Annotated in this window: 26 protein-coding genes; 14 read left to right on the top strand and 12 right to left on the bottom strand. The window is 61.8% G+C overall.

Annotated elements, in window-relative coordinates; genetic code table 11:
* The first annotated feature begins 177 nt into the window (after positions 1-177).
* From ACIQF4_RS12040 to lgt, 4 genes are all read left to right on the top strand, one after another.
* Positions 178-1,830, top strand: a complete 1,653-nt coding sequence (locus ACIQF4_RS12040; protein ID WP_377087103.1) for a cytochrome c biogenesis protein ResB — start codon at positions 178-180, stop codon at positions 1,828-1,830.
* Positions 1,830-2,900 (top strand): c-type cytochrome biogenesis protein CcsB, encoded by a 1,071-nt coding sequence (ccsB, locus tag ACIQF4_RS12035; protein WP_377087101.1) that lies wholly within the window; start codon positions 1,830-1,832, stop codon positions 2,898-2,900. Before ACIQF4_RS12040 ends, ccsB begins: the two co-directional genes overlap by 1 nt.
* A gap of 158 nt (positions 2,901-3,058) precedes the next feature.
* Complete coding sequence (locus tag ACIQF4_RS12030) at positions 3,059-3,769, top strand: DsbA family protein (protein ID WP_377087099.1); 711 nt, start codon at positions 3,059-3,061, stop codon at positions 3,767-3,769.
* A 291-nt stretch (positions 3,770-4,060) separates the two neighbouring features.
* Complete coding sequence (gene lgt, locus ACIQF4_RS12025; RefSeq protein ID WP_191079127.1) at positions 4,061-4,963, top strand: prolipoprotein diacylglyceryl transferase; 903 nt, start codon at positions 4,061-4,063, stop codon at positions 4,961-4,963.
* Between the two features lie 694 nt (positions 4,964-5,657).
* Here the strand turns inward: lgt and ACIQF4_RS12020 are convergent.
* Complete coding sequence (locus tag ACIQF4_RS12020) at positions 5,658-6,047, bottom strand: heavy metal-responsive transcriptional regulator (RefSeq protein ID WP_191079126.1); 390 nt, start codon at positions 6,045-6,047, stop codon at positions 5,658-5,660.
* A 190-nt stretch (positions 6,048-6,237) separates the two neighbouring features.
* Here ACIQF4_RS12020 and merA point away from each other — a divergent pair, with 190 nt between their 5' ends.
* Both merA and ACIQF4_RS12010 read left to right on the top strand, forming a co-directional pair.
* Positions 6,238-7,683: a mercury(II) reductase gene (gene merA, locus ACIQF4_RS12015; protein WP_191079125.1), complete on the top strand. Its 1,446-nt coding sequence runs from the start codon at positions 6,238-6,240 to the stop codon at positions 7,681-7,683.
* Between the two features lie 69 nt (positions 7,684-7,752).
* On the top strand, positions 7,753-8,130 hold the full coding sequence (locus tag ACIQF4_RS12010; protein WP_191079124.1) for a DinB family protein: 378 nt from the start codon (positions 7,753-7,755) through the stop codon (positions 8,128-8,130).
* A 221-nt stretch (positions 8,131-8,351) separates the two neighbouring features.
* Here ACIQF4_RS12010 and ACIQF4_RS12005 read toward each other — a convergent pair whose 3' ends face one another.
* Complete coding sequence (locus ACIQF4_RS12005) at positions 8,352-8,900, bottom strand: DUF2269 domain-containing protein (protein WP_400517107.1); 549 nt, start codon at positions 8,898-8,900, stop codon at positions 8,352-8,354.
* A complete protein-coding gene (locus ACIQF4_RS12000; RefSeq protein ID WP_191079123.1) occupies positions 8,897-9,064 on the bottom strand; it encodes a hypothetical protein in 168 nt (55 codons plus the stop codon). Before ACIQF4_RS12000 ends, ACIQF4_RS12005 begins: the two co-directional genes overlap by 4 nt.
* Positions 9,065-9,148: 84 nt before the next feature.
* On the opposite strand from ACIQF4_RS12000, the gene ACIQF4_RS11995 reads away from it, so the two are divergent.
* The gene (locus tag ACIQF4_RS11995) at positions 9,149-9,730 is read left to right on the top strand and encodes a TetR/AcrR family transcriptional regulator (protein ID WP_191079122.1); all 582 of its coding nucleotides are present in this window, start codon (positions 9,149-9,151) and stop codon (positions 9,728-9,730) included.
* Between the two features lie 64 nt (positions 9,731-9,794).
* Here ACIQF4_RS11995 and ACIQF4_RS11990 read toward each other — a convergent pair whose 3' ends face one another.
* The 6 genes from ACIQF4_RS11990 to ACIQF4_RS11965 form a co-directional block, all read right to left on the bottom strand.
* Positions 9,795-10,208: a four-helix bundle copper-binding protein gene (locus ACIQF4_RS11990; protein ID WP_191079121.1), complete on the bottom strand. Its 414-nt coding sequence runs from the start codon at positions 10,206-10,208 to the stop codon at positions 9,795-9,797.
* Between the two features lie 120 nt (positions 10,209-10,328).
* Positions 10,329-10,862, bottom strand: coding sequence for a hypothetical protein (locus tag ACIQF4_RS11985; RefSeq protein ID WP_223883969.1), 534 nt, complete (start codon positions 10,860-10,862; stop codon positions 10,329-10,331).
* A gap of 51 nt (positions 10,863-10,913) precedes the next feature.
* Positions 10,914-11,792, bottom strand: a complete 879-nt coding sequence (locus tag ACIQF4_RS11980; RefSeq protein ID WP_191079119.1) for a F510_1955 family glycosylhydrolase — start codon at positions 11,790-11,792, stop codon at positions 10,914-10,916.
* Between the two features lie 85 nt (positions 11,793-11,877).
* On the bottom strand, positions 11,878-12,519 hold the full coding sequence (locus ACIQF4_RS11975; RefSeq protein ID WP_400517145.1) for a DUF305 domain-containing protein: 642 nt from the start codon (positions 12,517-12,519) through the stop codon (positions 11,878-11,880).
* Positions 12,520-12,674: 155 nt separating this feature from the next.
* Complete coding sequence (locus ACIQF4_RS11970) at positions 12,675-13,145, bottom strand: hypothetical protein (RefSeq protein ID WP_400517108.1); 471 nt, start codon at positions 13,143-13,145, stop codon at positions 12,675-12,677.
* Positions 13,146-13,333: 188 nt separating this feature from the next.
* Complete coding sequence (locus ACIQF4_RS11965) at positions 13,334-13,651, bottom strand: heavy-metal-associated domain-containing protein (protein ID WP_191079117.1); 318 nt, start codon at positions 13,649-13,651, stop codon at positions 13,334-13,336.
* 454 nt (positions 13,652-14,105) lie between these two features.
* Between ACIQF4_RS11965 and ACIQF4_RS11960 the strand changes: the two genes are divergently transcribed.
* The 3 genes from ACIQF4_RS11960 (at position 14,106) to ACIQF4_RS11950 (ending at position 15,848) form a co-directional block, all read left to right on the top strand.
* Positions 14,106-14,423: a hypothetical protein gene (locus tag ACIQF4_RS11960; protein WP_191079116.1), complete on the top strand. Its 318-nt coding sequence runs from the start codon at positions 14,106-14,108 to the stop codon at positions 14,421-14,423.
* Positions 14,424-14,871: 448 nt separating this feature from the next.
* Positions 14,872-15,222: a hypothetical protein gene (locus ACIQF4_RS11955; protein WP_400517110.1), complete on the top strand. Its 351-nt coding sequence runs from the start codon at positions 14,872-14,874 to the stop codon at positions 15,220-15,222.
* The gene (locus ACIQF4_RS11950) at positions 15,219-15,848 is read left to right on the top strand and encodes a hypothetical protein (protein WP_400517111.1); all 630 of its coding nucleotides are present in this window, start codon (positions 15,219-15,221) and stop codon (positions 15,846-15,848) included. The genes ACIQF4_RS11955 and ACIQF4_RS11950 overlap by 4 nt, the downstream gene beginning before the upstream one ends.
* Positions 15,849-15,852: 4 nt before the next feature.
* Here the strand turns inward: ACIQF4_RS11950 and ACIQF4_RS11945 are convergent, their stop codons facing one another.
* Positions 15,853-16,887: a hypothetical protein gene (locus ACIQF4_RS11945; RefSeq protein ID WP_400517112.1), complete on the bottom strand. Its 1,035-nt coding sequence runs from the start codon at positions 16,885-16,887 to the stop codon at positions 15,853-15,855.
* 116 nt (positions 16,888-17,003) lie between these two features.
* Positions 17,004-18,038, bottom strand: a complete 1,035-nt coding sequence (locus tag ACIQF4_RS11940) for an XRE family transcriptional regulator (RefSeq protein ID WP_400517113.1) — start codon at positions 18,036-18,038, stop codon at positions 17,004-17,006.
* Between the two features lie 167 nt (positions 18,039-18,205).
* Between ACIQF4_RS11940 and ACIQF4_RS11935 the strand changes: the two genes are divergently transcribed.
* Both ACIQF4_RS11935 and ACIQF4_RS11930 read left to right on the top strand, forming a co-directional pair.
* Positions 18,206-18,961 (top strand): hypothetical protein, encoded by a 756-nt coding sequence (locus tag ACIQF4_RS11935; protein WP_400517114.1) that lies wholly within the window; start codon positions 18,206-18,208, stop codon positions 18,959-18,961.
* A 48-nt stretch (positions 18,962-19,009) separates the two neighbouring features.
* Entirely contained in the window at positions 19,010-19,789 is a 780-nt protein-coding gene (locus tag ACIQF4_RS11930; RefSeq protein WP_400517115.1) for a hypothetical protein, read from the top strand.
* A 225-nt stretch (positions 19,790-20,014) separates the two neighbouring features.
* Here the strand turns inward: ACIQF4_RS11930 and ACIQF4_RS11925 are convergent, their stop codons facing one another.
* Complete coding sequence (locus ACIQF4_RS11925) at positions 20,015-20,905, bottom strand: hypothetical protein (protein WP_400517116.1); 891 nt, start codon at positions 20,903-20,905, stop codon at positions 20,015-20,017.
* 474 nt (positions 20,906-21,379) lie between these two features.
* Between ACIQF4_RS11925 and ACIQF4_RS11920 the strand changes: the two genes are divergently transcribed.
* Positions 21,380-22,429, top strand: a complete 1,050-nt coding sequence (locus ACIQF4_RS11920; protein WP_400517117.1) for a hypothetical protein — start codon at positions 21,380-21,382, stop codon at positions 22,427-22,429.
* Positions 22,430-22,539: 110 nt separating this feature from the next.
* A complete protein-coding gene (locus tag ACIQF4_RS11915) occupies positions 22,540-23,697 on the top strand; it encodes a DUF4238 domain-containing protein (RefSeq protein WP_400579968.1) in 1,158 nt (385 codons plus the stop codon).
* The last annotated feature ends 91 nt before the right edge of the window (positions 23,698-23,788 follow it).

The following is a 23,788-nucleotide window of genomic DNA, read 5'->3' as shown; positions in this document are numbered from 1 at the left end:
TTCTGCCTGCCCGGCGCCCGGGACTGCGGGCAACAGCCAGCCGGCCCGCAGCCCGGAGCCCAGGGCCTGGAAAGGGGCGAAGGCGCAGATGACCAGGGGAGCGGCACGAATTCGGCGGGAAGGCCAGGGAAGAACGATCAAAAAGCGGAACAGCCCACAGCGGCAGAAAGCAGCACTATGACCGCCCAAACCAAACCCGGCCAGCCCAAAACCTCCACGCCCGTGGCCGAACCCGCCCTGGGCATCAAAGGCATGCTGCGCTGGGTGTGGCGTCAATTGACCAGCATGCGCACTGCCCTGTTGTTGTTGCTGTTGCTGGCCGTAGCCGCCGTCCCCGGTTCGCTGTTCCCGCAGCGGCCGGTCAACGCTGCCGCCGTCACACGGTACCTAAAGGACAATCCGGACACCGGTAAGTTCCTGGACAGTCTGCAGATGTTCGATGTGTACGCTTCGGCGTGGTTCTCCGCGATCTACCTTCTGCTGTTCATCTCCCTGATCGGCTGTGTCGTTCCCAGGGCAAGGGCGCACTACAAGGCCATGCGCTCCCGACCGCCGCGCACGCCGCGCCGGCTGTCCAGGCTGCCGGAATATGAAACCATGGCGCTCCCCGCCGCGGCAGGCGTCTCCGCCAGGCAGGCCGTCACCGATGCCGCCGCGGTCCTGAGGAAGCGCGGTTACCGGGTTGATGTGAGGGACACCGACGAGGCCATGCCCTCGGTCGGGGCCGAACGGGGGTTCCTGAAGGAGGCCGGGAACCTGGTCTTCCACGTCTCTTTGATCGGTGTTCTTGTCTGTGTGGGCATCGGCGGGCTGTTCGGCTACCGGGGACAAAAGATCCTGATCGAGGGCGAGACGTTCGTCAACACCCTTGTTGGCTATGACGCCTTCACGCCCGGAACCAATTTTGACCCGGCAACGCTGGACCCCTTCGCTGTCACCTTGGACCAGTTTGATGTGCGCTTTGACAGGGAATCCACCAGACAGTTCGGTCAACCCATCGACTTCACCGCCGCCCTCACCACCAAAGAGGAACCGGGCGCCGCGGGCCGGCAGCAGATCCTGAAAGTTAACGAACCGGTGTACTTCGGAGAAACCGGAATCTTTCTGGTCGGAAACGGTTACGCACCCATCGTGACCGTCAAGGACGGCAACGGCCAGACGGCGTTCAGCGGCCCCGTGGTATCCGTTCCCAGCGACGGTGTCTTCACCTCATCAATGACGATCAAAGTCCCGGACGCGGGCCCTGACCAGCTCGGGTTTGTCGGCTTCTTCCTCCCCTCGGCCATCGAAAACGACCAGGGCGTGTCCTACAGCTTCGATCCCGACCCGCTGAACCCGCAGCTGAACCTGAACTCCTACTACGGGGACCTTGGCCTCGATAGCGGCCAGCCGCAGAACGTGTACGTGCTCGACGTGAAGAACCTGACCCAGCTCAACGGCCGGGACCTGCCCGCCGGCGGGATTACCCTTGGCCCCGGTGCGACGTACACCCTGCCTGAGGGTAAGGGCAGCATCAGCTTTGACGGGCTCAAACGCTACATCGGCGTCGATATCAGGGCCACGCCCGGACAGGGCGGTGTCCTGGTGTTCTCCCTCCTGGCCGTCGCCGGTCTCGTAGCTTCGCTCTACATCAGCCGCCGCCGTGTCTGGGTGCGGACCGGCACCCACCCGGATGGACGGACCATGGTGGAGTACGGCCTGCTGGCCCGCGGCGAAGACCACCGCCTGGCCGGGGAAACAGAAGCCCTGCGCGAACTCTTCACCAAGCAATGGCAGCTCCCGGCCACCGCCGGCGCCCCCAACACCGCCCAACCCGCGAAGGACCGCTAATGCCTGTCATCAACCAAACCCTGGGCCAGTACAGCGAACTGTTCATGCTGCTGGCCGCCGGAACCTACACCGTGGCGTTCATCGCCTTCGCCTGGGACCTGGCCAAAAGCAGCAAAACCCTCCAGTCCGTGGACAGGAAGGCCGCAGAAACCGCCACGGCGAAATTCCCCGTAGCCATCGGAGCCGCGGGTGTGTCGCCGAACCCAACAGCGGCCGATGACGGCCGGCCGGCTGATGCAGCCGTCCGCCCCTCGTCGTCGAATGTTGCAGTGGGCGGCACTGCTGACGGCGACATGCGCTACGCGGTCAAACAACGCGTTCCTGCCCGTGTTGCCGTGGCCCTGACCGTCCTGGGCGTGGTGATCCACGGCGCGGGTGTGATCACCCGGGCCTTCGGTGCGGGACGCGTGCCGTGGGGCAACATGTACGAATTCCTCACCACCGGCGCCTTCGCTGTCATCGCCGTGTTCCTGCTGGCCCTGCTCCGCCGCGACCTGCGCTTCCTCGGCACGTTCGTCACCGGCCTGGTCATCATCATGCTCGTCGCGGCCTCCGTGGCGTACTGGACCCCCGTTGGGCACCTGGTTCCCGCACTGCAGAGCTACTGGCTGATCATCCACGTCTCCATCGCCGTGCTCTCCTCGGCGCTCTTCACGCTCACGTTCGCGATGTCAGCCCTGCAGCTCGTCCAGGCGCGCCGCGAAAAAGCGCTGGCTTCCGGCGGGCCGGACAAGCCTGCCTTCATGCGTCTGATCCCATCGGCGCTGAGCCTGGAAAACCTCTCCTACCGATTTAACGCCATCGGGTTCCTCGGCTGGACCTTCACACTGATCTTCGGCGCGATCTGGGCCGAAAAAGCCTGGGGACGGTTCTGGGGCTGGGACACCAAAGAAGTCTGGACCTTCGTAATCTGGGTTGTCTACGCAGGCTACCTCCACGCCCGAGCAACCCGCGGCTGGACCGGCACCCGCGCCGCCTGGCTCTCCATCGTCGGCTACCTCTGCGTGGTCTTCAACTTCACCATCGTGAACCAGTTCTTCAACGGACTGCACTCATACTCGGGGCTCTGACCACAGCACCTGGACCATCTTTATGGTGTGCGGCCGGCTGGTCGGACACCACGACCCGTTCCTGACACCCCCGACTGAGCTGGCTTTCCGCCCTGATGCGCCAGCAAGTTCAGTACAGCAACGCCATGGGAAGCAACCACGACCCGAAAGCATGGAGCATGACACGCACAAAAACATCCCCGCCCACCACAACGCAGGCCGTACCGCGGGACGGGGCAGGCCGGATCCGCCGAGTCGTATGGATCCTGCTGGCTGTCATTGTCGGCGCCGGCCTGATCTGGTACGCGGTGTTCACCGCGACCAAGCCCGAACCGGCCGCCGTGCAACCTGTCGTGGACGCCCAGCTCGTCAGGGAGGACAGCCACCGGCTCACGACCCCCGCGACGGAGAAGGCCCAGCTCGTGGAGTTCCTGGACTTTGAGTGTGAGGCCTGCCGCGCCGCCGCCCCGCTGGTGGAGGCCCTCAAAGCTGAATACGGGGACCGGATCACCTTCGTAAACCGCTACTTCCCGCTGCCCTCACACAAGAACTCCGGCCAGGCCGCCCTTGCCGTGGAAGCGGCAGCGCAGCAGGGCAAATACGAACAGATGGCCGCCAAGATGTTCGAAACCCAGCCCCAGTGGGGCGAAAAGCAGGACTTCCAGAACGCCCTGTTCCGGACCTTCGCCGAAGAACTTGGCCTGGACATGGAGAAGTACGACGCAGCCATGGCCGCCGAAGAAACCAAGGAACGGATCCGCAAGGACATCAACGACGGCAAAGCCCTCGGCGTCACCGGCACTCCCACGTTCTTCCTCAACGGCGAAAAACTCGTCCTCAACAGCGAGGAACAATTCCGCCAGTTCCTCAGCGATGCCGCGAATAAATGAAACCCATCCGATCAGCAGGGCGATAGCCTTCAACACGCTTTGCCTTTCCAGGACCTGTCTGGTCCTGGGGCACGGCAACCAGAGCCACACCTGAATCAGGCCCAGCAGAACCGGCCTGACGTTTCCTTCGAGGACGTGGAAGAAGGTTGCTTCGTCCTGTGATGGCCGGTGTCGATGTCGTCATGTTCGGACGCAGCCGAACATCGTACGAGCCCCTCGGCTCATAAAACTCATCCACGCAGCCCAAGGGGCCTGATGGCTCTTCATCTCCTACCTCAAGTGACAGGTGCCATGCGAGCTTCAGCAGTACCGGACCTCTTCATCCCATCGCCGACGATCAGCGCCTTCGACCTTGGGCCCCTGACGATCCGGTTTTATGCCCTGTGCATCCTCGCCGGTATCGTCGCCGGTACATGGCTGACAGCCAGGCGGCTCCGAGAACGCGGCGGCACAACAGCCCAGACCTTGGACATAGTCATGTGGGCAGTACCCTTCGGGATAATTGGGGGAAGGCTTTACCACGTGATCACAGACAACCAGCTCTACTTCGGCCCCGGCAAGGACCCCTGGGGGGCACTGCGGATCTGGGAGGGCGGACTGGGTATCTGGGGCGCCGTGGCTCTGGGCCTGGTCGGCGCAGCAGTGGGCGCGCGCAGGGCCGGGATTCCCTTCACGGCGTTCGTCGATGCAGCGGCACCCGGGCTGCTCTTCGCCCAAGGCGTGGGCCGCTGGGGCAACTGGTTCAATAATGAACTCTACGGAGGCCCGACAAATCTTCCCTGGAAACTCCAGATCCACGCCATGAACCCTGCCACCGGCCAGGCACTGCTTACACCGGAAGGCACACCGGAGGTTCTTGGCTACTTTCAGCCGACTTTCCTCTACGAATCCCTCTGGTGTCTGGCCGCGGCATCGCTTCTCATTATCCTGGACCGCAAGTTCTCACTGGGTGCAGGGGCCGTCTTTGCCCTGTACATCGTCTTCTACACCGCAGGACGGTTTGGGTTTGAACTGATGCGCTCGGATTACGCCAACACGATACTGGGTCTCAGAGTGAATACCTGGGTAGCCGGACTGCTCCTGGTAACAGGGCTGGCCCTGTTCCAGATTCTCAGAGCCAGACCCCGGTCGCGTGTGCTTACGACAAAACCAGGACCAGCCCATCCGCCACCGGCACGGGAAGAACCAACATGAGCACGGGTTCTAGTGCGTGGCCGGGTGTTGTCCAGGTTTCTTTCCAGGATCCGTCGTGAACTTCGGCGGGTGAGAACAGTGCGATGCCTGAGTGTTTGTGGTGTTGTAACGGGGCACATACTTGGCAAGGTAGGCCCGGCGGCCTCCACTTCTTTCAACACCCGTGGGTGAAGGTTAAGCGAGAAGCGCCTGAGATTCTGTTCGACGCTTAACGCCCACGGAATCGACCCGATCCGTAGTCATCCGGTCGTGGGAGGACCGGCAGCGGCCGGACTACATCATCGCAGGCGCGCTCAACGTCACCTGATCAGAAAGCCGGGAGGGTATCGGGACGGCTGCCCCGTGCTGCCGGTCTTGCACACAGGCCATCACGATAGGGAATTTCAGGGGCATCACAATGAGGGGTATCGGGGGTTGTCTTTGATGCTTCCACCACCAACACTGATCGAACTGGGCATTGCCTATGGCATTCAACTCCGGGGAGTGAAGTTGCTGGACTATCCATTTTTCCCATCGATTCTTTCAACTATGTATCGCAATTCACGGTCTCGGCATCGACAATCATCCTTAGTTTCGAGAAGACGAGCATCCCGGAATTCACTTACGAGTACAAGCATTCATACAGTCGTAAGACGTCTCGTTTCCCAAGGGTTGTGAGACATCTACAAGTGCAGCAGGGAGATACAGACGGCTGTCAGATGTAGCTGCAGATCTGTTCTGCATCGCAGTTACCGGGGTCTGCTGCCTCGATCGTCCTGAAATGTTCCGCGACGGTGGCTCGTAGCGCAGTTAGTTCCGCGATTGTCTTGTCCAGATCGATGAGTTGCTTGCCGAGTATGTCTTGTACTCGGGTGCATGGGGTTGTGCCGCTATCCCGGATGTGGAGAATTCCTTGGATCTGCGCCAGCGTCAGTCCGGCGCCTTGGCAACGGCGGATGAATTCCAGGCGGCTGATCGTGTCGGGGCCATAGTCGCGATAACCATTGGCGGAACGTTCAGCTGGCGGGAGCAGGCCTCGATCCTCGTAGAATCTGATCGTCTTGCTTGTTAGGCCGACAGCAGAAGCGGCCTCTCCTATTCGCATCTGGGTCCTTAATCTCACTCCCGAAAGCTCTTATCCTTCCACGCTACTGGAAGGTTGTGGCCGATCGACAAGATCCCAATCACGAGCTGCGGCCCGGACTTGACCTTCCCGTGCAGGGGAAGGTGCAGACTGAGGACAGCACGCAAATAGAACGATTTTGGGTGTTCACGCAAAAGTAGCTGGAGGACCAATGGCTGGTGCAGCACCGCAGGATTTTGATTTGGCCGTAATTGGTTCGGGCGGCGGAGCCTTTGCTGCCGCGATCCGTGCAACGAATCTGGGCAAGCGGGTCGTGATGATCGAGCGGTCAACAGTGGGCGGGACGTGCGTGAACACTGGCTGCGTGCCCTCAAAGGCCCTGCTGGCCGCCGCTGAAGCCCGGCACGTCGCGTTGGACGGGACTGGACGGTTCCCCGGGATCAGCACCTCGGCCGGCCCTGTGGACATGGGCGCGCTTATGGAAAGCAAGAGGGCACTGGTTGAAGGTATGCGCTCGGATAAGTACGTGGATCTGGCCGCCGATTACGGGTGGGACCTGCGCCATGGCACTGCCGTTTTCGCCGGCACCCCGGAAGAACCGACCTTGGAAATCACAGGACCTGACGGCGCCCGCGACTCCCTGACCGCTGCCCATTATCTCGTCGCAACCGGCTCGGCCCCATGGGCACCGCCGGTGCCGGGACTGGACAAGGTGGATTACCTGACCTCGACCACGGCCATGGAGCTAGACGAGGTCCCTGAGTCTCTGATCGTCTTCGGAGGCGGGTACGTGGCTTTGGAACAGGCGCAGCTTTTTGCCCGCCTCGGATCAAAAGTGACCGTATTGGCCCGCTCCCGGCTTGCCTCGCAGGAGGAACCGGAGGCCTCCCGCGCCCTGGTCAGTGTCTTCGCCGACGAGGGCATCCGGGTAGTCCGCCGCGCAGCAGTAACATCGGTCCGGGCGGACGCGGCCGGCTCCGAGGTCGTCGTCACGGCCACAGTGGCCGGGGCCCAGCAGGAGTTCCGGGCAGAGAAGCTGCTGGTGGCCACCGGCCGCCGCGCCGTGACCGACGGACTGAACCTGGATGCAGTCGGGGTTAAGACCGGTGACACCGGCCAGATCCTGGTCGAGAAAACCCTGGCCAGCTCCAACCCCAGGATCTGGGCGGCCGGGGACGTGACGGGGCACCGGGAATTCGTCTACGTTGCGTCCGCGCACGGGACCTTGATGGCGGAGAACGCCTTTCGAAATGCCGGCCGCGAGGTCGACTACCGGCACCTGCCTCGCGTCACGTTCACCAGCCCGGCCCTGGCCGCGGTAGGTATGACCGACAGGGAAGCCAACGAGGCGGGCATCCGATGCGAGTGCCGGGTGCTGTCGTTAGAGTACGTGCCACGGGCACTGGTGAACCGGGATACCCGCGGCTTCATCAAAATCGTCGCTGAAAGCAGCACCGGGCGCATCCTTGGAATCACAGCGGTCGGCAAGGAAGCCGGAGACCTCGCCGCCGCCGGGGTGTACATCCTCGAGGCCGGCATGACGGTAGACCAGGTAGCGAACCTTTGGTCTCCGTACCTGACCATGGCCGAAGGCATCAAAATCGCCGCGCAATCCTTCACGACCGACGTCTCCAAACTGTCCTGCTGCGCCTCGTAAGGCGCGGTACTCTTCCGTTCGGGTGCCGTGATCGGCAAGTAAACGAGCAAGGGGCGAACTGGAGGGAACATGGAACCGACCAAGGAAGACATCCTGACCGAATACCGGCGGGCACGAGCCGACCTTGATGCGTTGCTGTCGGGCGCCACAGCCGCCGAGCTTGGCCGCAAGAGCAACGGCACCAAGTGGACAAATGAGGAACTACTCTTCCACATGGTCTTCGGCTACATGGTCGTCCGCGCACTGCTCCCGCTAGTCCACCTCATCAGTCGACTGCCAAGTGGCGCCGGCAGTGCCTTCGCTTCACTCTTAAACGCGGGCACCCGCCCCTTTCACATCGTGAATTACTGGGGCTCCCGGGCTGCAGCCCTGTACTTCAACAACCGACGGATGTCCGCGAGACTGGACAAGACCATCCGCGCCATCACACGCAGGATGGACCGCTGAGCACTCTGCCTCGTTTGCCTGCTCGAGAAGATCGCCCCGGTGCAGACCAGTAACCGGTGAGTAAGGCAAAATCACGGCAAAGAGTTTTCCGCTGGGTGGTGTCTGCAAGCCTTCGGTATTTGGCTGGGCAGTCAAGCCTCCGTTGACTCGCTCCGGGCGGTGCGCCGGGTTGCGAAACGAGCCTCATGGATGCCCAGCCCGGCGGCCGGGTCTCCCCGCTCCTATGCGTTGGCGCCCTTGGCTGGCCGGGTCTGAGCCTGTTGTTTGTTCAGGACTTTTTGTCCGTGCCGGGTCAGTCCGCGAGGTTTGTAGACGGACAGGATACTTGTGATGAGCAGTGCCAGTATCGCCGCTCCGGCGTCGGCGACGAGTTGGATCCTCATTCCGTTCATGTCTGAGGGCCCGAGGTCTGCTGCCAGGGCCATTTTGGCCATTGCGGTGACCGGTTGCAGATGTACGAGCAACAGGGCCGTGGCCAGGGCGGTGATGATGAGTTTGATCAGGACCCAGTAGTGCCGGAACAGGCCCCACACGGTGCCAAGGCCCTGGACGATGCCGGAGATCAGGGAGGCCAGGCTGAGCGGGAAGATGATCATCCAGCCGATGAGGTTCATTCCCGTGTAGGCCGCACGGACCAGCTGCGGGTCCGCGGACGTCAGGCTGGCGATTGCCAGGACCAGGAACGCGGCGATGGCGCCGAGCCAGCCCACGGAGGAGAGGATGTGGACGGTCAGGGCTGCCTTGCGCACCGCGGGGGGCATGAGTTTCATGGTGTGTGGTTCATGACCGTTCCGCCGCTGAGGTGTATGACCACAATGGCGACCACCAGCACGGCAGCAGCGACCAGAAATCCCTTCACCCACCGCGGCGTCTTGTGCCGTGGGGTTTCTCTGCTCTCAGTGCCTGAATCGGGGTTGGGCGCGGGGTGTGTCATGATGATCCTTCGATAAGTTTTGTAAAACAGTATGTATCGGAACCGCCATTGTGTCTAATGGGTGTCAGGTTGTAGCATTCGGGTATGCCAAGGCTTTGGAATGAGACGATCGAGACCCACAGGGACGCTGTGCGTGGTGCCGTTCTTGACGCCGCTGCGCGCCTTTTTGCCGGTTACGGCACGTTGGGGGTCACGATGTCTGCGATCGCCCAGGAGGCGGGTATCGGCCGGGCGACCCTTTACAAGTACTTCCCGGACGTGGAGTCCATCCTGCTGGCCTGGCATGAGCGCCAGATGCAGGCGCATCTGGATGAGCTGCTCCGCATCAAAGATCAGACTGCCGGCGCCGCGCAGCGGCTCGAGGCCGTTTTACGTGCCTATGCTTTCCTGTCCCGCTCGGGCCGCGATGATGCCAACGCGGCCCGCCTGCATCAGGCAGGACACGCAGGGCAGGCTCAGCAACACCTTCAGGACCTGCTCGCAGAGCTCATTGAAGAGGGGGCGGACGCGGCGGCTTTCCGCACGGACGTTGCCCCGGACGAGCTCGCGGCCTTTTGTCTGCATGCCCTTGGAGCTGCAACTGAAATGACTTCGCATGAGGCGGTGCTCAGGCTCGTCAAAGTCACCATAGGCGCCCTGCATCCCGCCCATTCTTCGGGTGCCTGAGGTGAAGGCCCGCGCTGTGGCGGGCCTTCACGATGATGGTTCAGCGGCTGATCAAGGCTCTTAGTCAGCCGAGGGACTTGAGGAGTTCATTGCAGGCGGCCTCGCAGCGCCGGCACGCCTCGGCGCAGATCCTGCAGTGCTCGTGCATGCCGGAGTGCTGTTCGCATTCATCACCGCAGGCTTTGCATACGGTGGCGCAGGCCTGGAGAACGGCGCGGGTGATGTTGGCGTCGTAGCCGGTATGGCGGGAGAGAATGTTGCCTGTTGTGGTGCATATGTCGGCGCAGTCCAGGTCGGTGCGGATGCATTTGGTCAGTTCGGCCACCATGTCCTCGCTCAGACATGCATCAGCGCAGGCTGTACAGGCTTGTGCGCAGTCAAAACAGGCCGCGATGCATTCGGCCAGCTTGTGCGGGTCGATGCCGCCAAGGTCCTTGGGGTAGGCGTCGAGCAGTTTGTGAGTGGTTCCGTGCGTCATTGTGTACTCTCTTCCAAAGGTTTGAGTAGCTGATAATGTTCCGGCCGCGCATGAATTTGTTTGTGCGGGGGGTCCGGGCCTGGGTTCCTGTGCGCCTCCTTTCCACTCCTCCTTGTGCTGTTATGCGCCAGTATGGCTGTCCTTTTGCTGGTAGTAACGCTCCTTCCAGTCCGGGAGCCGGCTTTGCCTATGGACCTTTAGTGCCCGTTCTTTTGCCCGGTAGGAGGTGAGTGCTGCGCGGGGACGTCCGGCGGCTTTGAACAGGTCAGCCGCCCACTCGAACTCGGCTGCGGCAGCGAGGTGAAGGCCTTCATCAAAAAGCCGTCGCCCGATCTGATGGCGGACCTGGGCTTCCCTGAATGTCGTGCGTGCAGCGCGCAGGGCACGTTCCTGCACTTGGGCCGCGTCCCGCCAGCGGTACAGCCGCTGATAGGCGTAGGCCAGCACGAGCAGGGCCCGGAACGGGTCCTCGGAGGCGGCCAGCAGTTGTTCAGCTTCGCTGACCGCTTCTTCACCACGTCCCAGCAGGGATAGAACCCACACGCGTTCCAGGTCGGTGCACTCTTCCAGCCGGGCTTCGACTGCATCCCGGTCCACCACAACGTCCCGCAGCGTCCCAGGGTCCACGAACCAGATCCTCTCCTGGTGCTCCATCACTGGGCCGCCTATACTGCCGTGGCCATCAGCTGCAGACTTCGGGTGTGGTCATCTGACAGCGTCGGGGGCCTGGAACACCACACCGCCGTCCGTGGAGACGAGAATCCCTTCGGTGGTGGCGGCCCAGATTGTTGGTTTGTCGCCCGTCTTTTTCACGGCGGTGATCGCCTGGACCTCCCCGTCGATCCGGCCTGTCTGGGTCCAGGTACTGCCGGTGTCTGCTGAGTATTGGACTGAACCGTCGGGTTCGATGCCGATGACTTCGGTGCCGCCGGCGAACGCGACGAATTGGATGATGGGGGCTGCCTCGTTCAGTTCCCAGGTTTTCCCGCCGTCGGTGGAGCGCTGGAGCCCGTCGCGGGTGGTGGCCAGAACGGTGTCGGTTTCCGGGTTTCCGGCCAGGACAGCTGGGACGAACTCGGCGGTGGCAGGGGACCAGGTTTTTCCGTCCGGGCTGGTCAGCAGTGTTCCGTCGTGGGCGACGATTCCGGATTTGGTGACCGCGAGGGCGTGGAAGTCCGATTCGCCTTGGCGGGAGAGCTGCTCCCAGCTTTTGCCGCCGTCCACGGATTTGACCAGGCCCATGGGGTTGGGCAGGCCCGAGCCGGGGCCAGGGTGTCCGGAAGCATAGAACACGCCCTGGTCAGCTGCTGTCGTAAAGCCCATCAGGTCGTTGGTGTCTCCGATCTTTGTGGCGGGGGACTTGGTGAGGTCGAACAAGCCGTCATGGGTAGCAAGCAGGACCTGATCTGTTGTGGGATTCACGCTCAGGCCGTGGACGTGCGAGCTGGGAAGGCCAGCCGCGGCAGTAGTAGATGCGGTGCCGGTTGTTGTGCCGGAGGCACAGGCGGACAGGGTCAGCAGGAGGGCGGCGGCCGCGGTGAATCCAGCGGCGGGACGGCCTCGGTTTATAAGGTGCAGGGGCACGGGAACTCCAGAGTGGTCCGGGAAATGGGTTTGGGGGAGGCGCCGGCCCCGCAGGGAACGGGGCCGGTGCCGGGTGGTGTGCTCGCTAGAGGGTGGCCAGCAGGTCTTTCATTTCCTGGATTTCGGCTTCCTGGTCACTGACGATGTCCTTGCTGAGCTGGACCGCGTCAGCGTTCTTTCCGTCGGTGGTTTCGGTCCTGGCCATCATTACCGCGCCTTCGTGGTGGGCGATCATCTGGGTCAGGAACAGCTTTGCTGCCTCGGTGCCCTGCGCGGCCTCAAGCTTGGCCATGTCCTCCTCGCCCATCATCCCGGACATGCTGTGCCCGGAAGGCATGGTGGTGGGCATCGCGGTGGGCTGTCCCCAGCTTTCAAGCCAGCCGGTCATCTTCTCGATTTCCGGTCCCTGCGCGGCCTTGATCTTGGTGGCCAGCTCCGTCACGGCGGCGGGAATGCCTTCTTTTTTGAGCATGGTCTCGCTCATCGTCACGGCCTGCGTGTGGTGCGGGATCATCATCTGCGCGAACATGGTGTCCGCGTCATTGAACTCAGCCGAAGCTGCGGCCGAGGTTGCCGGCGCTGAACCCGATGGCATTGCCGAGCTGCCTTGGTTCATGCCGGGCATGCTGCTGGTCGCCGGGCTTCCGGCTTCTGTGCCGGCGGCGCAGCCGGCGAGGGCGATTGCTGCTGCGATCGCGGCAGCGGAAACGGTCAGGGTCTTTTTCATCTTCATCATGGAAATCAGGGTCCTCAAAAGTATCAGCGGCGCGTGGCGCCCTTGGGATTGCATGCAGTGACGGCCCCCGAGCGGGGGCGGCCTGTTTTATGCGTGCCGAGGTAGCTCGAAGCCGCGCCGGGAAGGACACGGCGCGTCGTGCTGGTTTACGTCCGGCTGATACAGAGGTCACCGGGAGAAGGGCTGCCCGGTGAGTAGGAATAGTTCGTGCTGGCTGCCGCCGCCGCACCAAAGTCCGGTAAGGCATAGGGCGCTGTTCCCGGCGCAGGGGCCGAAAGCGAGGTGCTTCCCGGGGACAGCACGCAGGCGTTGCCGCCGGCGGACATCTCGGGGCAGGACCCGTCAGGGGCGCAGGACGAAGACGCCCCCGCTGCCGCTTGGGCAACCACCGCCCCGTCCGTGGACATCCCCGGTGGTTGGGAGTGGCCGGCGGGAAGGCTTTCCAGGTGCACGGTTGACTGGGCCGCCGGCGCCGGCATGCTGTTCGCGGCGCTCATATGGTGCGCGCCGGTGATGATGTGCATGCCGAAGATACCGGCGATGATGGCCAGGGCCGCGGTCAGGAAGCCTGCACGAAGGAAGAACGCGCTGAAGGGTCCACGAGATAATGAGTTCACAATGTTTCCTCCCTTCCGTGCAGGCTGTCCAGAGCCTTAAGCCTACCGGCATGCCGGGTCACAGCCTCTTGTTCAACGTGCCTGGGAGGGATTGAGTTTCACGCTCCGCAGCAACTGGGCGTTCAGTGCCACCACAATCGTGGACACGGATCAGCACGGCCCCTGCTGCCAGGGGAGGCCTGGGGAGGTCAGTTGCTGATGAGTGTGTAGCCGGCGGAGGTAACAGCCTCCCGCACAGCGGAGTCGTCGGCTTTGCCGCCGACAGTCAGACGGGAACGGCAGCCCGGAACAAGGTCAACAGAGGCAGACTCCACACCCTCAAGGGCGGACACGGCCTTCTGGACGGTCTGCACGCAATGCAAGCAGGCCAGGCCCTCGACTGCAAATACGGCGCCGTTGGCGCCGACATCTGTGGCGGGCGCGGAGGAAGCTTCGGTTGAGCAGCAGGAGCAGCCCGAGGCGGCTGAAACGAGAGGCCGTTCGGTACGGATTTCAGTTCCACACATGTCAGTTTCCATTCCTTGAAGACGAAGGATCGATGGTCGCTGGGGTAGAACGGCTGTGAAAGGCGGCGTGGGGCACCGGCCGGGACATACCACTTCACTGACAACACCTCGAATATACCCCCGCGCGGGGTATAGTACGCAAGCCCCTGAACCCAAGGGGTTCCGACAGGCCGTTATGCAAATGTGACAAAATGGGGCTGCTGCCTCCCGGCAGGCCCCTGCCAACTGCTCATTCGCTTTCTGCATGCCACGCTTGCTGGTCCACCCATCGGTATGCTGAAAGGCGTCGATGACGTCCTGGTACGCCAGGTAAGTGACGTCCAAAGCAGTGTGATCGTCGTGGTCGGCCCGCTGGCGTTCCAGCCAGGCGGAGCCCGGCCGGGGGCATCCTGACGGTCTCAGATCGAGAGTCGTCACAGCCGAGTGACAGTCCCAAAACCAAGGAGAAGCATCCATGAACAAGAACGAGCTGGCCCAGTTGGGCCTCGACACGGATGGCCTTACGCCTGACGCCGACTACGTCCCGAACCCCTTCACCGCCGATGACGGTGTGCAGGTCGACCTCGTGTACCGCGCGTACCTGCAGCTCGAGCAGATTAACGCGCTGGGTGGTATCAGCCTGCTCGGCGGCTCGCGCGAGCGGCTGGAGGACATTTATGGCGGACTTGAGGACGGCATGGACCTGATGACGGCGGTGGCGCGCTTTGGCGACGATGAGCAGCAGCAGCGCGCCCAGCAGCTCATCGCGGCAGGGAAGATCAGCGGCTCCTGACAGGCCTCGACGGAACCCCGACAGCCCAGGCTGTCGGGGTTCTTTCTTTTCGTCATGCCTTCCATAGCCGCTCATTATCGGTCCATGCCCCGGCTGCTGTCTCCTGGCAGACTCATGCGCCTGAACGGTCATAAGGCCGATCCAGACGTGCATGTGGTGATCGCACCGTTCTGCCTGAGATTGCAAGGATCGCAGTACCGTCGATCACGCCGTTATTCGCATTCCTCCGGGGGTGTGACCTTAAGTAGTCATGTGGTGCACCAAACTTTCGGGCGGCTCAACAGTCCTCTAGTTCCATGAGTCTGCAACACGGCCGCTTCAGATCGCGACGTGGTCTCCGACGGACGTCCGGCCAGGTCGCCGGGGCTGGACCAGGATGCAGTTCAGTCGCAGGTTCATAGCTCGGACGCATTTTTCGTTTTCTGGAATATGAAATATGGTGGCGGTCATGGAAGTATCGATTGACGTCGAGCAGGCTTGGTCGAAAACACTCTTCGGCAATAGGTTCATGCTGCAGTTGGCTGGAACGATCGTGTCCATGGACGGGGCTTTCACGGGGTCCCAGCTTGCGCTAAGGTCACGAATTCCCGGGAGCACGGTGCATAGATTGCTTGTTGATCTGTTCACGGTCGGACTAATTGCCAAGGAACCGCAGGAGTCTGGCAGCCGCGCGCTGTACTTCCGCCGGCTGAGGCATCCTTTCTGGGAAGCTGTGTCCAGGCTGTCCGTCGCCGCGCGGGATTCAAACCCCACCATGGGTGGCGAGAGGGAGCCAGAGAGAGGAAAGGAACGCCGATGATGAATGCAAACGGGACAACAGAGGTCGATGTCGCGGTCACTCCGCAGGTGAAGATCAAGTGCGCCGGGACTTGGGTTTACGCAGAGGTGGTTCCGCACACGCAAGAGGTTCAGCGTCGCCGGTCACTTGGTTCTATCGTCGTTCCCCACGAACTGGAAACGTTGGACATCCTTTTGCGCGTGCCACTTGACGAGGCAGTCTCTGAGGCTGTGCTGTCACGGCGGGAGCGGGACAAACTGCGACGGTTGAGCCCGGGCCTTGTTCACTTCGATACGGACGGCAACGGGAGGCCGACGGTGCATCGACTAGCTGTTCCTCCGGCTTCGGTGCAGCACGTGATGGTGCCGGGCAGGAACTGGATGACTGCGCTGACGCACGCGACGAAATTCGCCCCTTACTGCCGGCGTTCCATCCTCTTGGCCTCAATGCCCGCTGATGAAGACATGCTGCTGCTTGAGGCCCATTTCTACGGTGTGGGAATTGCTCTGGGCCGAAACGGCGGGGACGGACTTGACTGGATTCTTGAACCCGCTCCTTTTGTGCCCGAGCGTTTCACTGGCGCTTCATGGAGGTTTGCCGAGTCATTCCTGGAAGCATGGCAGTTGGTCCAGGAAACGGCAGGCTGAGCCATTAGTCGAGGCGCAGCCAGGCTTTCAAAGGGCCAGGAAGTCCAATCTTGACTGAGGTGCTGGCCGAAAGCGCCTCGTGTTCGATCTCGGCCTGGGAAAGCTGCCGCCGCCACCAGGCCTTGGGGCTCTCGGCAGTCAGTGAGCCCATGTCTTTGAACATGCTCGTGACGATGCCCAGGTTATGACGGTGCGCTGCCAACTTGTCTTCGGGTGAACCTGTGAAGCTGTCCCAGGTTCGGCCTCCGCAGTGAGTGCAATCGCAACTCGGGGCAGCTTTGGATGCAAACCAGTTACGGGTCATCGCGCTGGTTCGGGCATATCGGAGCAGGCCGGGCAAAAGAACGTGGGGAGACCGGTCGGATTTGTCGGACGAACGCGGGCCGTGGCCTGGCACGATGCCGCGACGCTGGCTGGGTAGCTCTCCAATCGCTGCCGCCAAGGCTCCTTGGGACATGGCTTCAAAGCCGGCCATGTCCGTCCGCCACGCAATCGCACCAGGGACTTCGGCAAAGAAACGCCGGTAGCCCGCAGGGACGCCCTTTTCGTCCAGGGGATCTGAGTAGCTGTTGCAAACAACCAATGCGACGGGGTGGATGCTTGTCTTCGCAATGGCAATGAGCTGTCCAACACTCTCGCTCTTAAGCCAACGGGGGTGGACCGGCATGGTCAAGACGGTGTCGTCCCTGCCGTGGATGTTCGCTTCCTTGACGGCCTCCTTGAGCGGGTCGGCGTCACCGGCCGGAAAGAAGCCTGTTGGTGTAACGGTGATTGCCGCGCCTGCCGAAGCCTGGCCCTCAAGGAACTCGGCCAAGGTTTGGTCGAAGAGGCCGTCCGTCGAGAGCCGGAACGGCTTGTCGAATGTTGCCGTGTACTTTGTGACGGAAATCGGCTCCATTGCCAGCAGCAGGCCCGGATTCTGTCGCTGTAGAGGTTTCAGCTCTTCATAGCCTGAAGTTCCCGTGAGTATCATGCCGCCGGTCTCTGCATCAAGGAGAGGGGCCAGCAGGGGTGCATCTGCGCTGGTCAGTGTCAGCATCCGCCCTCGGAGCAACGCCGCAGCCCTGGTCAGTTCGGCCGGGGTGCGTGTGGCAAATTTTGACCCCGCCGCGGCAGCTGCGGCTGGGCGAAGGGTGGTCAGCTGGTCAGATGGGCTCATGCGAGCGTCCCTCCGTAAGTGGTCCGAAATTCTTCTGGCGTCATGTGGGCATCGGCAGCCAAGCTGTCGATGGTCTCTCCTGCGTTCATCCTTTCCCTCAGGACTGCCCCGATGAGACCGGGCATCTCCGAAGATATGGAAACAGGTTCGTTCTTGCGGTACCCTGCAGCGGACATCTCGATCGACAGACTTTTGTATCGGGACTCGGTGATTTGTCCTAGGTCCCTGGCTCGGCGCAGAAGCGCGGCCATGGAGACCCTCCAGATTGGTTTCAATCGCGCCAATAAGGGGATGCTGACCGAAGTCAGCTCCTCGCGGATTCCCCGTGCCGGCATGAGGAATTCCGAAGCGAATCTGTCCGCTTCGGCTTCCTGGTTCTCCGAAGGAACTTGATGCATTACGGCGTGGCCCAGCTCATGGGCGAGGGTGAAACGTTGCCTGTCCGCGGGGGCCCTGTCACTAAGGATCACCAGCGGATGGGCGTCGGCCGGCCAGCTGAAGATGGCGTCGATCTGCGCCGACTCCAGATCTCGCACCACGATGGGAACCCCTGCGTCTTCAAGGGCTGCGACAACGCTTCGGATCGGCCCGGTCCCGGGCTCAAGCTGTTTGCGCAAAGACTTGGCGATGTCCTCAGGGGTTGTATAGCCATTTTCGGGTAGAGGCGTCCGCTCAATCTTCAGCGGGGGACGCCTGTCGGCCAGGATGGCGGCTACCTGCAGCTGGGCCAGGTCAAGGATTGCGCGGACCTGGTTCGCTTTGGAGACCGGCATGGTGGCGCGTTTTCGATGGAAGACGATACTCGCGGAGAGCGCGGAAACAGGCACTGTCAGTGCGGACTCGGGGACATCCAAGGCCGACGCCACTGATCTAGCTCGGTCTGGGTCAAGCTCGGCGAGGCCGCTTTCGGCTTTGGAAAGGAGCGCCTGGGAGATTCCCGCCTGTTTTGCCAGTGCGCTCTGCGTCAGCCCTCTTGCTACCCGGACCCGTCCGAGGAGCGGTTCTGTCTCGGGGCGGGCCAACTGTTCCATAGGCCAATCCTAGAATCGTTAGAATTAGAAGTCAACAAAAATATGCAGAAATATTCTGGCAGATATCTGGAGAGCGGATCCATTCGCAGCGAGCCCCCTTGGGACCTCCGAAGGCGCGTGCATATCGAACAGGACTTCGTTGGCTCATTTGCCGATAAGGTGCGGGTATGACCGATCCACTTCCAGGTGCGAGCACGAGTGCGGGCCCTATGCCGACGTCCGAACCAGTTGAGTTCGATGACGACGGAGAGTTCCGCCATTACGGCGCGTGGAACTCGTTTCAATTCGACCCACCGTTGACGCACGACGACTGCCTTGAACTCCTCTCGCACGCCCAGGGGCTCGGTTACCGGATGCTATTCCGGCGGACTGACTATTCGCTCGAAGAGATCCAGGAGCGACTTGTTAAGGAGGGACCTAGTTCGTTCTTGAACATGACTTGGCTCCAAGAGGACATCTCTCCCAAGGAGCCGCCGAAGACCGCGGAACAGCGGATGTCGGACCGCATGAGCAAGCTCGCGCCGGCCGATGACCTCATCATCACCGATCCATACCTGTTCACGAGCTCCCGGAAACGCGACAGCAAGGATTACGCGGACTCGGTAGTGGGCATGATCGCGCCGGCTCTCGCGAAAGGCCTGCGCATCACCGCGATCGTGAGCCCGACGCAGAACGACGACACAGTGCGCGTGGCTGTCCTGGATCAGCTGCACGCCCAAGGCCTGGATCTCGACATCACCGTGGTGGAGTCGCACGACTTCCACGATCGGTTCTGGATCGCGGACCGCGCAAGGGGTCTCGTCGTCGGGACCTCGCTCAACAAGATAGGCAGTCGAATCTTCTTCGTCGACGAGCTCAGCCAGTCGGATGTGGCTGCCGTGCTCGCCGAGGTGGATGCGATCATCGAAGGCAGCAATAGCTGAGCTGGTCTCCACGGGGGCAAGTGCCTCTCGACACATGACCTGTACGCCGTGGCCAACCCGCTCGAAGACCAGCGGAGAGAGGACGGAACGCGCATGAAGCTCGCTTACAAGGACGAGCACGACATGGTCGATCTCGCATCACGCATCGAAGATGCGGACGTGTGCTTCTACCCCGCGGAGAGCGACGTTGCGCATCGGTTCCTAGAATCTCTTCGAAGCGGAGGTCTCTCTCAGCGCGAGCGACCCGACTTCGAGGACCCCGCCGCGTCGCTCCTTCTCGAGGCAATGGCCGTGGACGACCATCCGCGGCCGGGCAAGAAGGACAAGACGCGGGCGCACGAGGGCGCGGTACTTCGTGAACTCAAGGAGGCCGGGCTCGATGTCCATCCGGATGTACGAGTCTTCGCATCGGTCAGCAGCGGGCTTCCGACAGACCAGGACCATAACTACGGGGCCTACATCGGCCAGTTCACGCGCACGGTGTTGGACCACGCAAGCAAAGCGGAGGTTTACCGGGCCGAACGACCGGGGTACGACCTCGGGTTCCTCGTCTTCGACGAGTCCACGGCATACTTCGAGACCTTGGGAGCGTTCGGGCCTCCCGGTACGGGCCGACCTCATTATTGGTTCGCCGACTCGGCGTTCGTCGATGCGATGATGCGCTCCAGCGTGGACTGTGTCGTCTGGCTGACGCCATACAAGAGGATGCGTGCAGCCGACAACGCCGAGTTTCCGCTCCCGACGATGACGATCATCGACGTTGCCCTGTTGAGCCGGGAGGAGCACCTCGTCTACGACGCGCGCCACATGGTCTCCTCCGAAGAGTGATACCGGTGCTCAGGGCGTGCCGGACCGGCAACCAACCAACCACGTGGCGGCGGCTCGCGGCTTCTCCGATCGTCGCGCCTTCCACTCGTTCATGCGCGCTCTCGGGAAACCACCGGCGAATAGACACCGCATCGTCGTCTTCGGGATCGGGCTCGACCGCCATCTGCATCACACAGGTACTCACCCACCCGGTCCTCGGCGACGGCTGCTGTTAGTAGGTATGTGTCAGCGGTACCAGCGGCGGCGGGTGGGTACTTCTATCCGCGGGATTTCGTGAGGTTTCAGCGGACGTTGGGGAACCGGGCGGATGGAGTAAGGGGTGATGCGGTCCGTCTCGTGCTCCCTCTCAATCATTTCGGCTGCGCTCTTGTCAGTCCTGCGGATGTGGTCCGCCGCCCAGGTCAGGAGGACGTCGAGACGATTGACTTCCGCTTCTGCAGCCAAGAGCCGTTCATGGGCAGTCGCCGAGCCGTAACCGCACCATTGCCGGAGGATCTCATGAATGGGCTTTTGGCGGCGCAGGTAATAGTCATATTCAAACTCGGCTGAAGTGGCTACCGTTTCCCGGGTCTCCCAGTCTTCAATGGTTCCTCCCCGCTTGGACTTTTCCCGAGCCACTGTTTCCTCAGCCATGACGAGGTCAAGGATTGGGGCCGGGTTCTTCCGGCAGGCCAGCTCGACGACAGCCAGCGCCGCACGCGGCGACAGGACCACCTCGCCGTCGTGAACCAGCCAGGAAAATCGGGCCTGGAAGTCGGCCACGGTCTGTCCGGTGAGCGTTTCGAAGGCGACGTGATCGTGGACCGTCAACGCGTCGTCGCTTGAAGCGACAGACAGCTCAGCGACCTCCGAAGGTATAACCAGCTCAAGGGCCGCCCACAGGGCCGACGCCTCATGGTCGTCGATGGACTCGGCCTTGAGCCGCCTCCAGCCATCCATTGCGGCATCGTACGGGACTACGTCTTCCCACGGCACCTTGAGCCGCGAGCGAGGGACGTTCTCTTCCCTGCCCGCTGGATGGCCGTCCAGGTGCCGGATGTCGACCCGGAATCTTCGACCCTCCTGGTGCACCGCCACGATGTGCACTCGCTCGGACGGCGCATCGTCACGCAGCATGTAGGCCCACTCTTCCCCAGGGCACGGACCGCGGGAAACCTCAGCATTTGGTTCCATAGCCGCTCATTATCCGTCCACACCAGGCTGCTGTCTCCTGGCATATCCATGCGCCTAAACAGTCGGAAGTCCGGCCTGGTATTCATGTGGTGTTCGCACCGTTCTGCCTGGTAATGCAAGGATCGCAGCACCGTAGCTCACAGTGTTATTCGCATTCCACCGGGTCTATGTCCTTAAACATGTATGCGTGAAGGCATGAGCGGTGGCCGACTTGCCGTCGAAAATGCGCGCGACATCCATCGCGTGGAAGCAGCGCTGCCCTGAGCTCGCGGGCGAACAGTGAGCGTGAGGGCGGACCTCGACGCTGCGGTGAAGGCCAGCAGACCAAGCCGCCTGCCTGCAGGTCTCCGGCGAAACTTCTCAGATGGGTACCTCCGTTAGGCTTATTCCAAAACTTCCACTAGTCCAAAGGACACCATGGCTGAGAAGACGAAAACGGGTCCCGGGGATGATAGCGGATCCGATGGGACCACTCCGCCCCTTCCAACTGTAACGATCTACCAGAATCCCGATTACGTCAGCGGAATCCTGCAGCAGCTTTACCGCCAGCCGCTAGTTAAGGGGAACACCTTGGAAGAAGGTGGTTCCCATGAACGGTCGGAAAATCGTAGCGTCGAGGGCAGCGGTCAGATCAAGGGCAGCGTAGGTTGGTTCGGATCTGGTGCTGAGGTGGCGGGCAAACTCGCTGCAGCCGCTGGGAGTGCAGACAAGGATTCCACGTCGGGGAAGCGGACCTCGGTTTGGGAGTATACCCAGGCCTACTATCTTCACGTCGTTCGCGAATCATTGCGTAACTTTGGCTTGCTGCATTCAATCTCCGGTTTGTCCGAAGCCGAAGACCTCAAGGTAGGCGATTTCGTCGAATTTGAGACTGAATTCGTTCCCGACCAGATGGCAGTCTTCCTGGATGTACTCACGCCCGAGCTAGTGTCTGCAATTGTGCGTCACCAAGTGAAGAAGCAGGCACTGGAAGCATTCGATGGAGACTGGAGCGACCATGAGGCGCGCGAGGGCTACTTCGAAAAAACAAGAATGCGAGTCCAGACGCAGACGGAGCTCGCGGAGGCCATAACATCCGCCGTTCGCACGGATTTCCGCAGTGAGGATACCAAGGAGTTCTTCGGCCGGTTGGGGAGCCCGGATGTGGAGGCTGTTACCGTCATCACCATGTGCGATCGATCCTTTTTCACTGTGGAAGACTCAGACAGAATCTTGGACGGCCGGTTCACGGTCCTCGGCAAAGTAACAGCCGAAATTGATATGGATCGACCCACTCTGGAGAGGAACAAGCTTCTCAGCTCGATTCCTCCTGAGAGTATCGACAAGCTCATGGGGAAGTTGAAAAAGCAGCTTGACGCCGGCATCGCAGATGCCAAGATGACGGGGGCCATGGCTTTCGAACCGAAGTTCTCGGCCAGAGTGGAAGGCCCTTCGCTCAAGGTCGTCCCGATTGCCATCTATGTTTGACTCCTCCTGCCGAAATGGGGGTCCCGGTTCCCAAGCTGTGCGCGTAGTCGGAATGACGGTTAGCCAGGCGCAGTTCTTCCAGTGCTGTTGTCTCCGGATACGCTCCTAAGATGGGGTCAGACCTTACCTACGACCTGTGGACTACGGCAGCTGCGCGGGCCGCTGCGATGACAGCGGCGGGGCAGGAGCCAAGACGCCATCATCTCGTCCCCCGGTTCTACCTTGAGCGCTGGGCTGTCGATGGGCGAGTAAGAGTCGTTGACCTTCTGCGCGGGCGGAACGCCTATGAAGTCTCTCCAGTCCAGGCTGCGTTGGAGACAGACTTCTATCGACTTGATGAGCCGGACGATGAGACGTCTCCCGTCTATTGGGAAGCGTGGCTTTCGGAAGTAGAGGAGAAGGCCGCGGCATCGATCGCACGCGTCGATGCTGCCGGTCTGGGGGCTATGGACGACGAAACGCATCAATGGCTATGTCTTTTTCTGGCTGTGCAGATGACGCGCGGCCGTTTTGCGCGTCTTCGCCGGCGTGCGATGTTTGCCGAGCAGATGGCCCGGGTCCTGGAGATCGGCGGACCTGGAGATCTCGCTCGCGAATTGTCCGCCGGTGACCGGTCGTTCGCCTCCGAGGACCTCGAAAAGCTTGTTGCGGATGTCGAACGTTTCCGCGCCGATCCTTCGCAACTGCCGCTCCCACGGAAAGAAGACCTGGAGTCTTCAGCAAAAACAGCGACACATGTCGCCGGCATCCTCATGACACGCCATGTGACCCTCTATAGGACTCGAAGGGCGCTAATTACTTGTGATGAGCCTGTCATCGAGCTACATGAGTACATGGCCAATCCCGCGATAGGAGGTGGGGTGTGGGGCGCTCCGATTTTGGCCTTCCCTTTGGGCCCCCATGCAGTGCTTGCTTTGTACCGACGTGATCTGGAGCCTCCCTTGGAGCCTGGCTCGATGCTAACGACGAGCGAAACGATCGACCTCAACAGTTCGATCCTCGCGAATGCGCATAGCTTCGCGATCGCTCGCGCGGGAGACAGCATTGCGGAGAGGCTATACCTTCCCTCGCAGCCGGTCAGCATCCGGTCTCAGCTGATCGACGTATCCAATTCGGACGAATCCCTATTTCGGTTCTGGACGCCGCGAAGGTGGGAAGGCCAGCACGATGCACCCGTCCATGTGGTCAAACGGTGGTGGCCCAAGCACGTGCCCGCAGCTCCTCGTCCGACTCGTGAGGAACAGAAGATCATTGACGGTTGGGGTTAGTGGTCGCTGCCAAGCACCCAAGGTGCGAGCAGGACAGGGATGTGCATTCAGGTTGCAAGCCATCGCAGCGAGCCGATGTTGGATGGGTCCC

Source organism: Pseudarthrobacter sp. NPDC092202, from assembly GCF_044755505.1.
Classification (GTDB): Bacteria; Actinomycetota; Actinomycetes; order Actinomycetales; family Micrococcaceae; genus Arthrobacter.
Note: the sequence above shows the minus strand (reverse complement) of the source record. Positions and strands in the feature narration are given on the sequence as shown.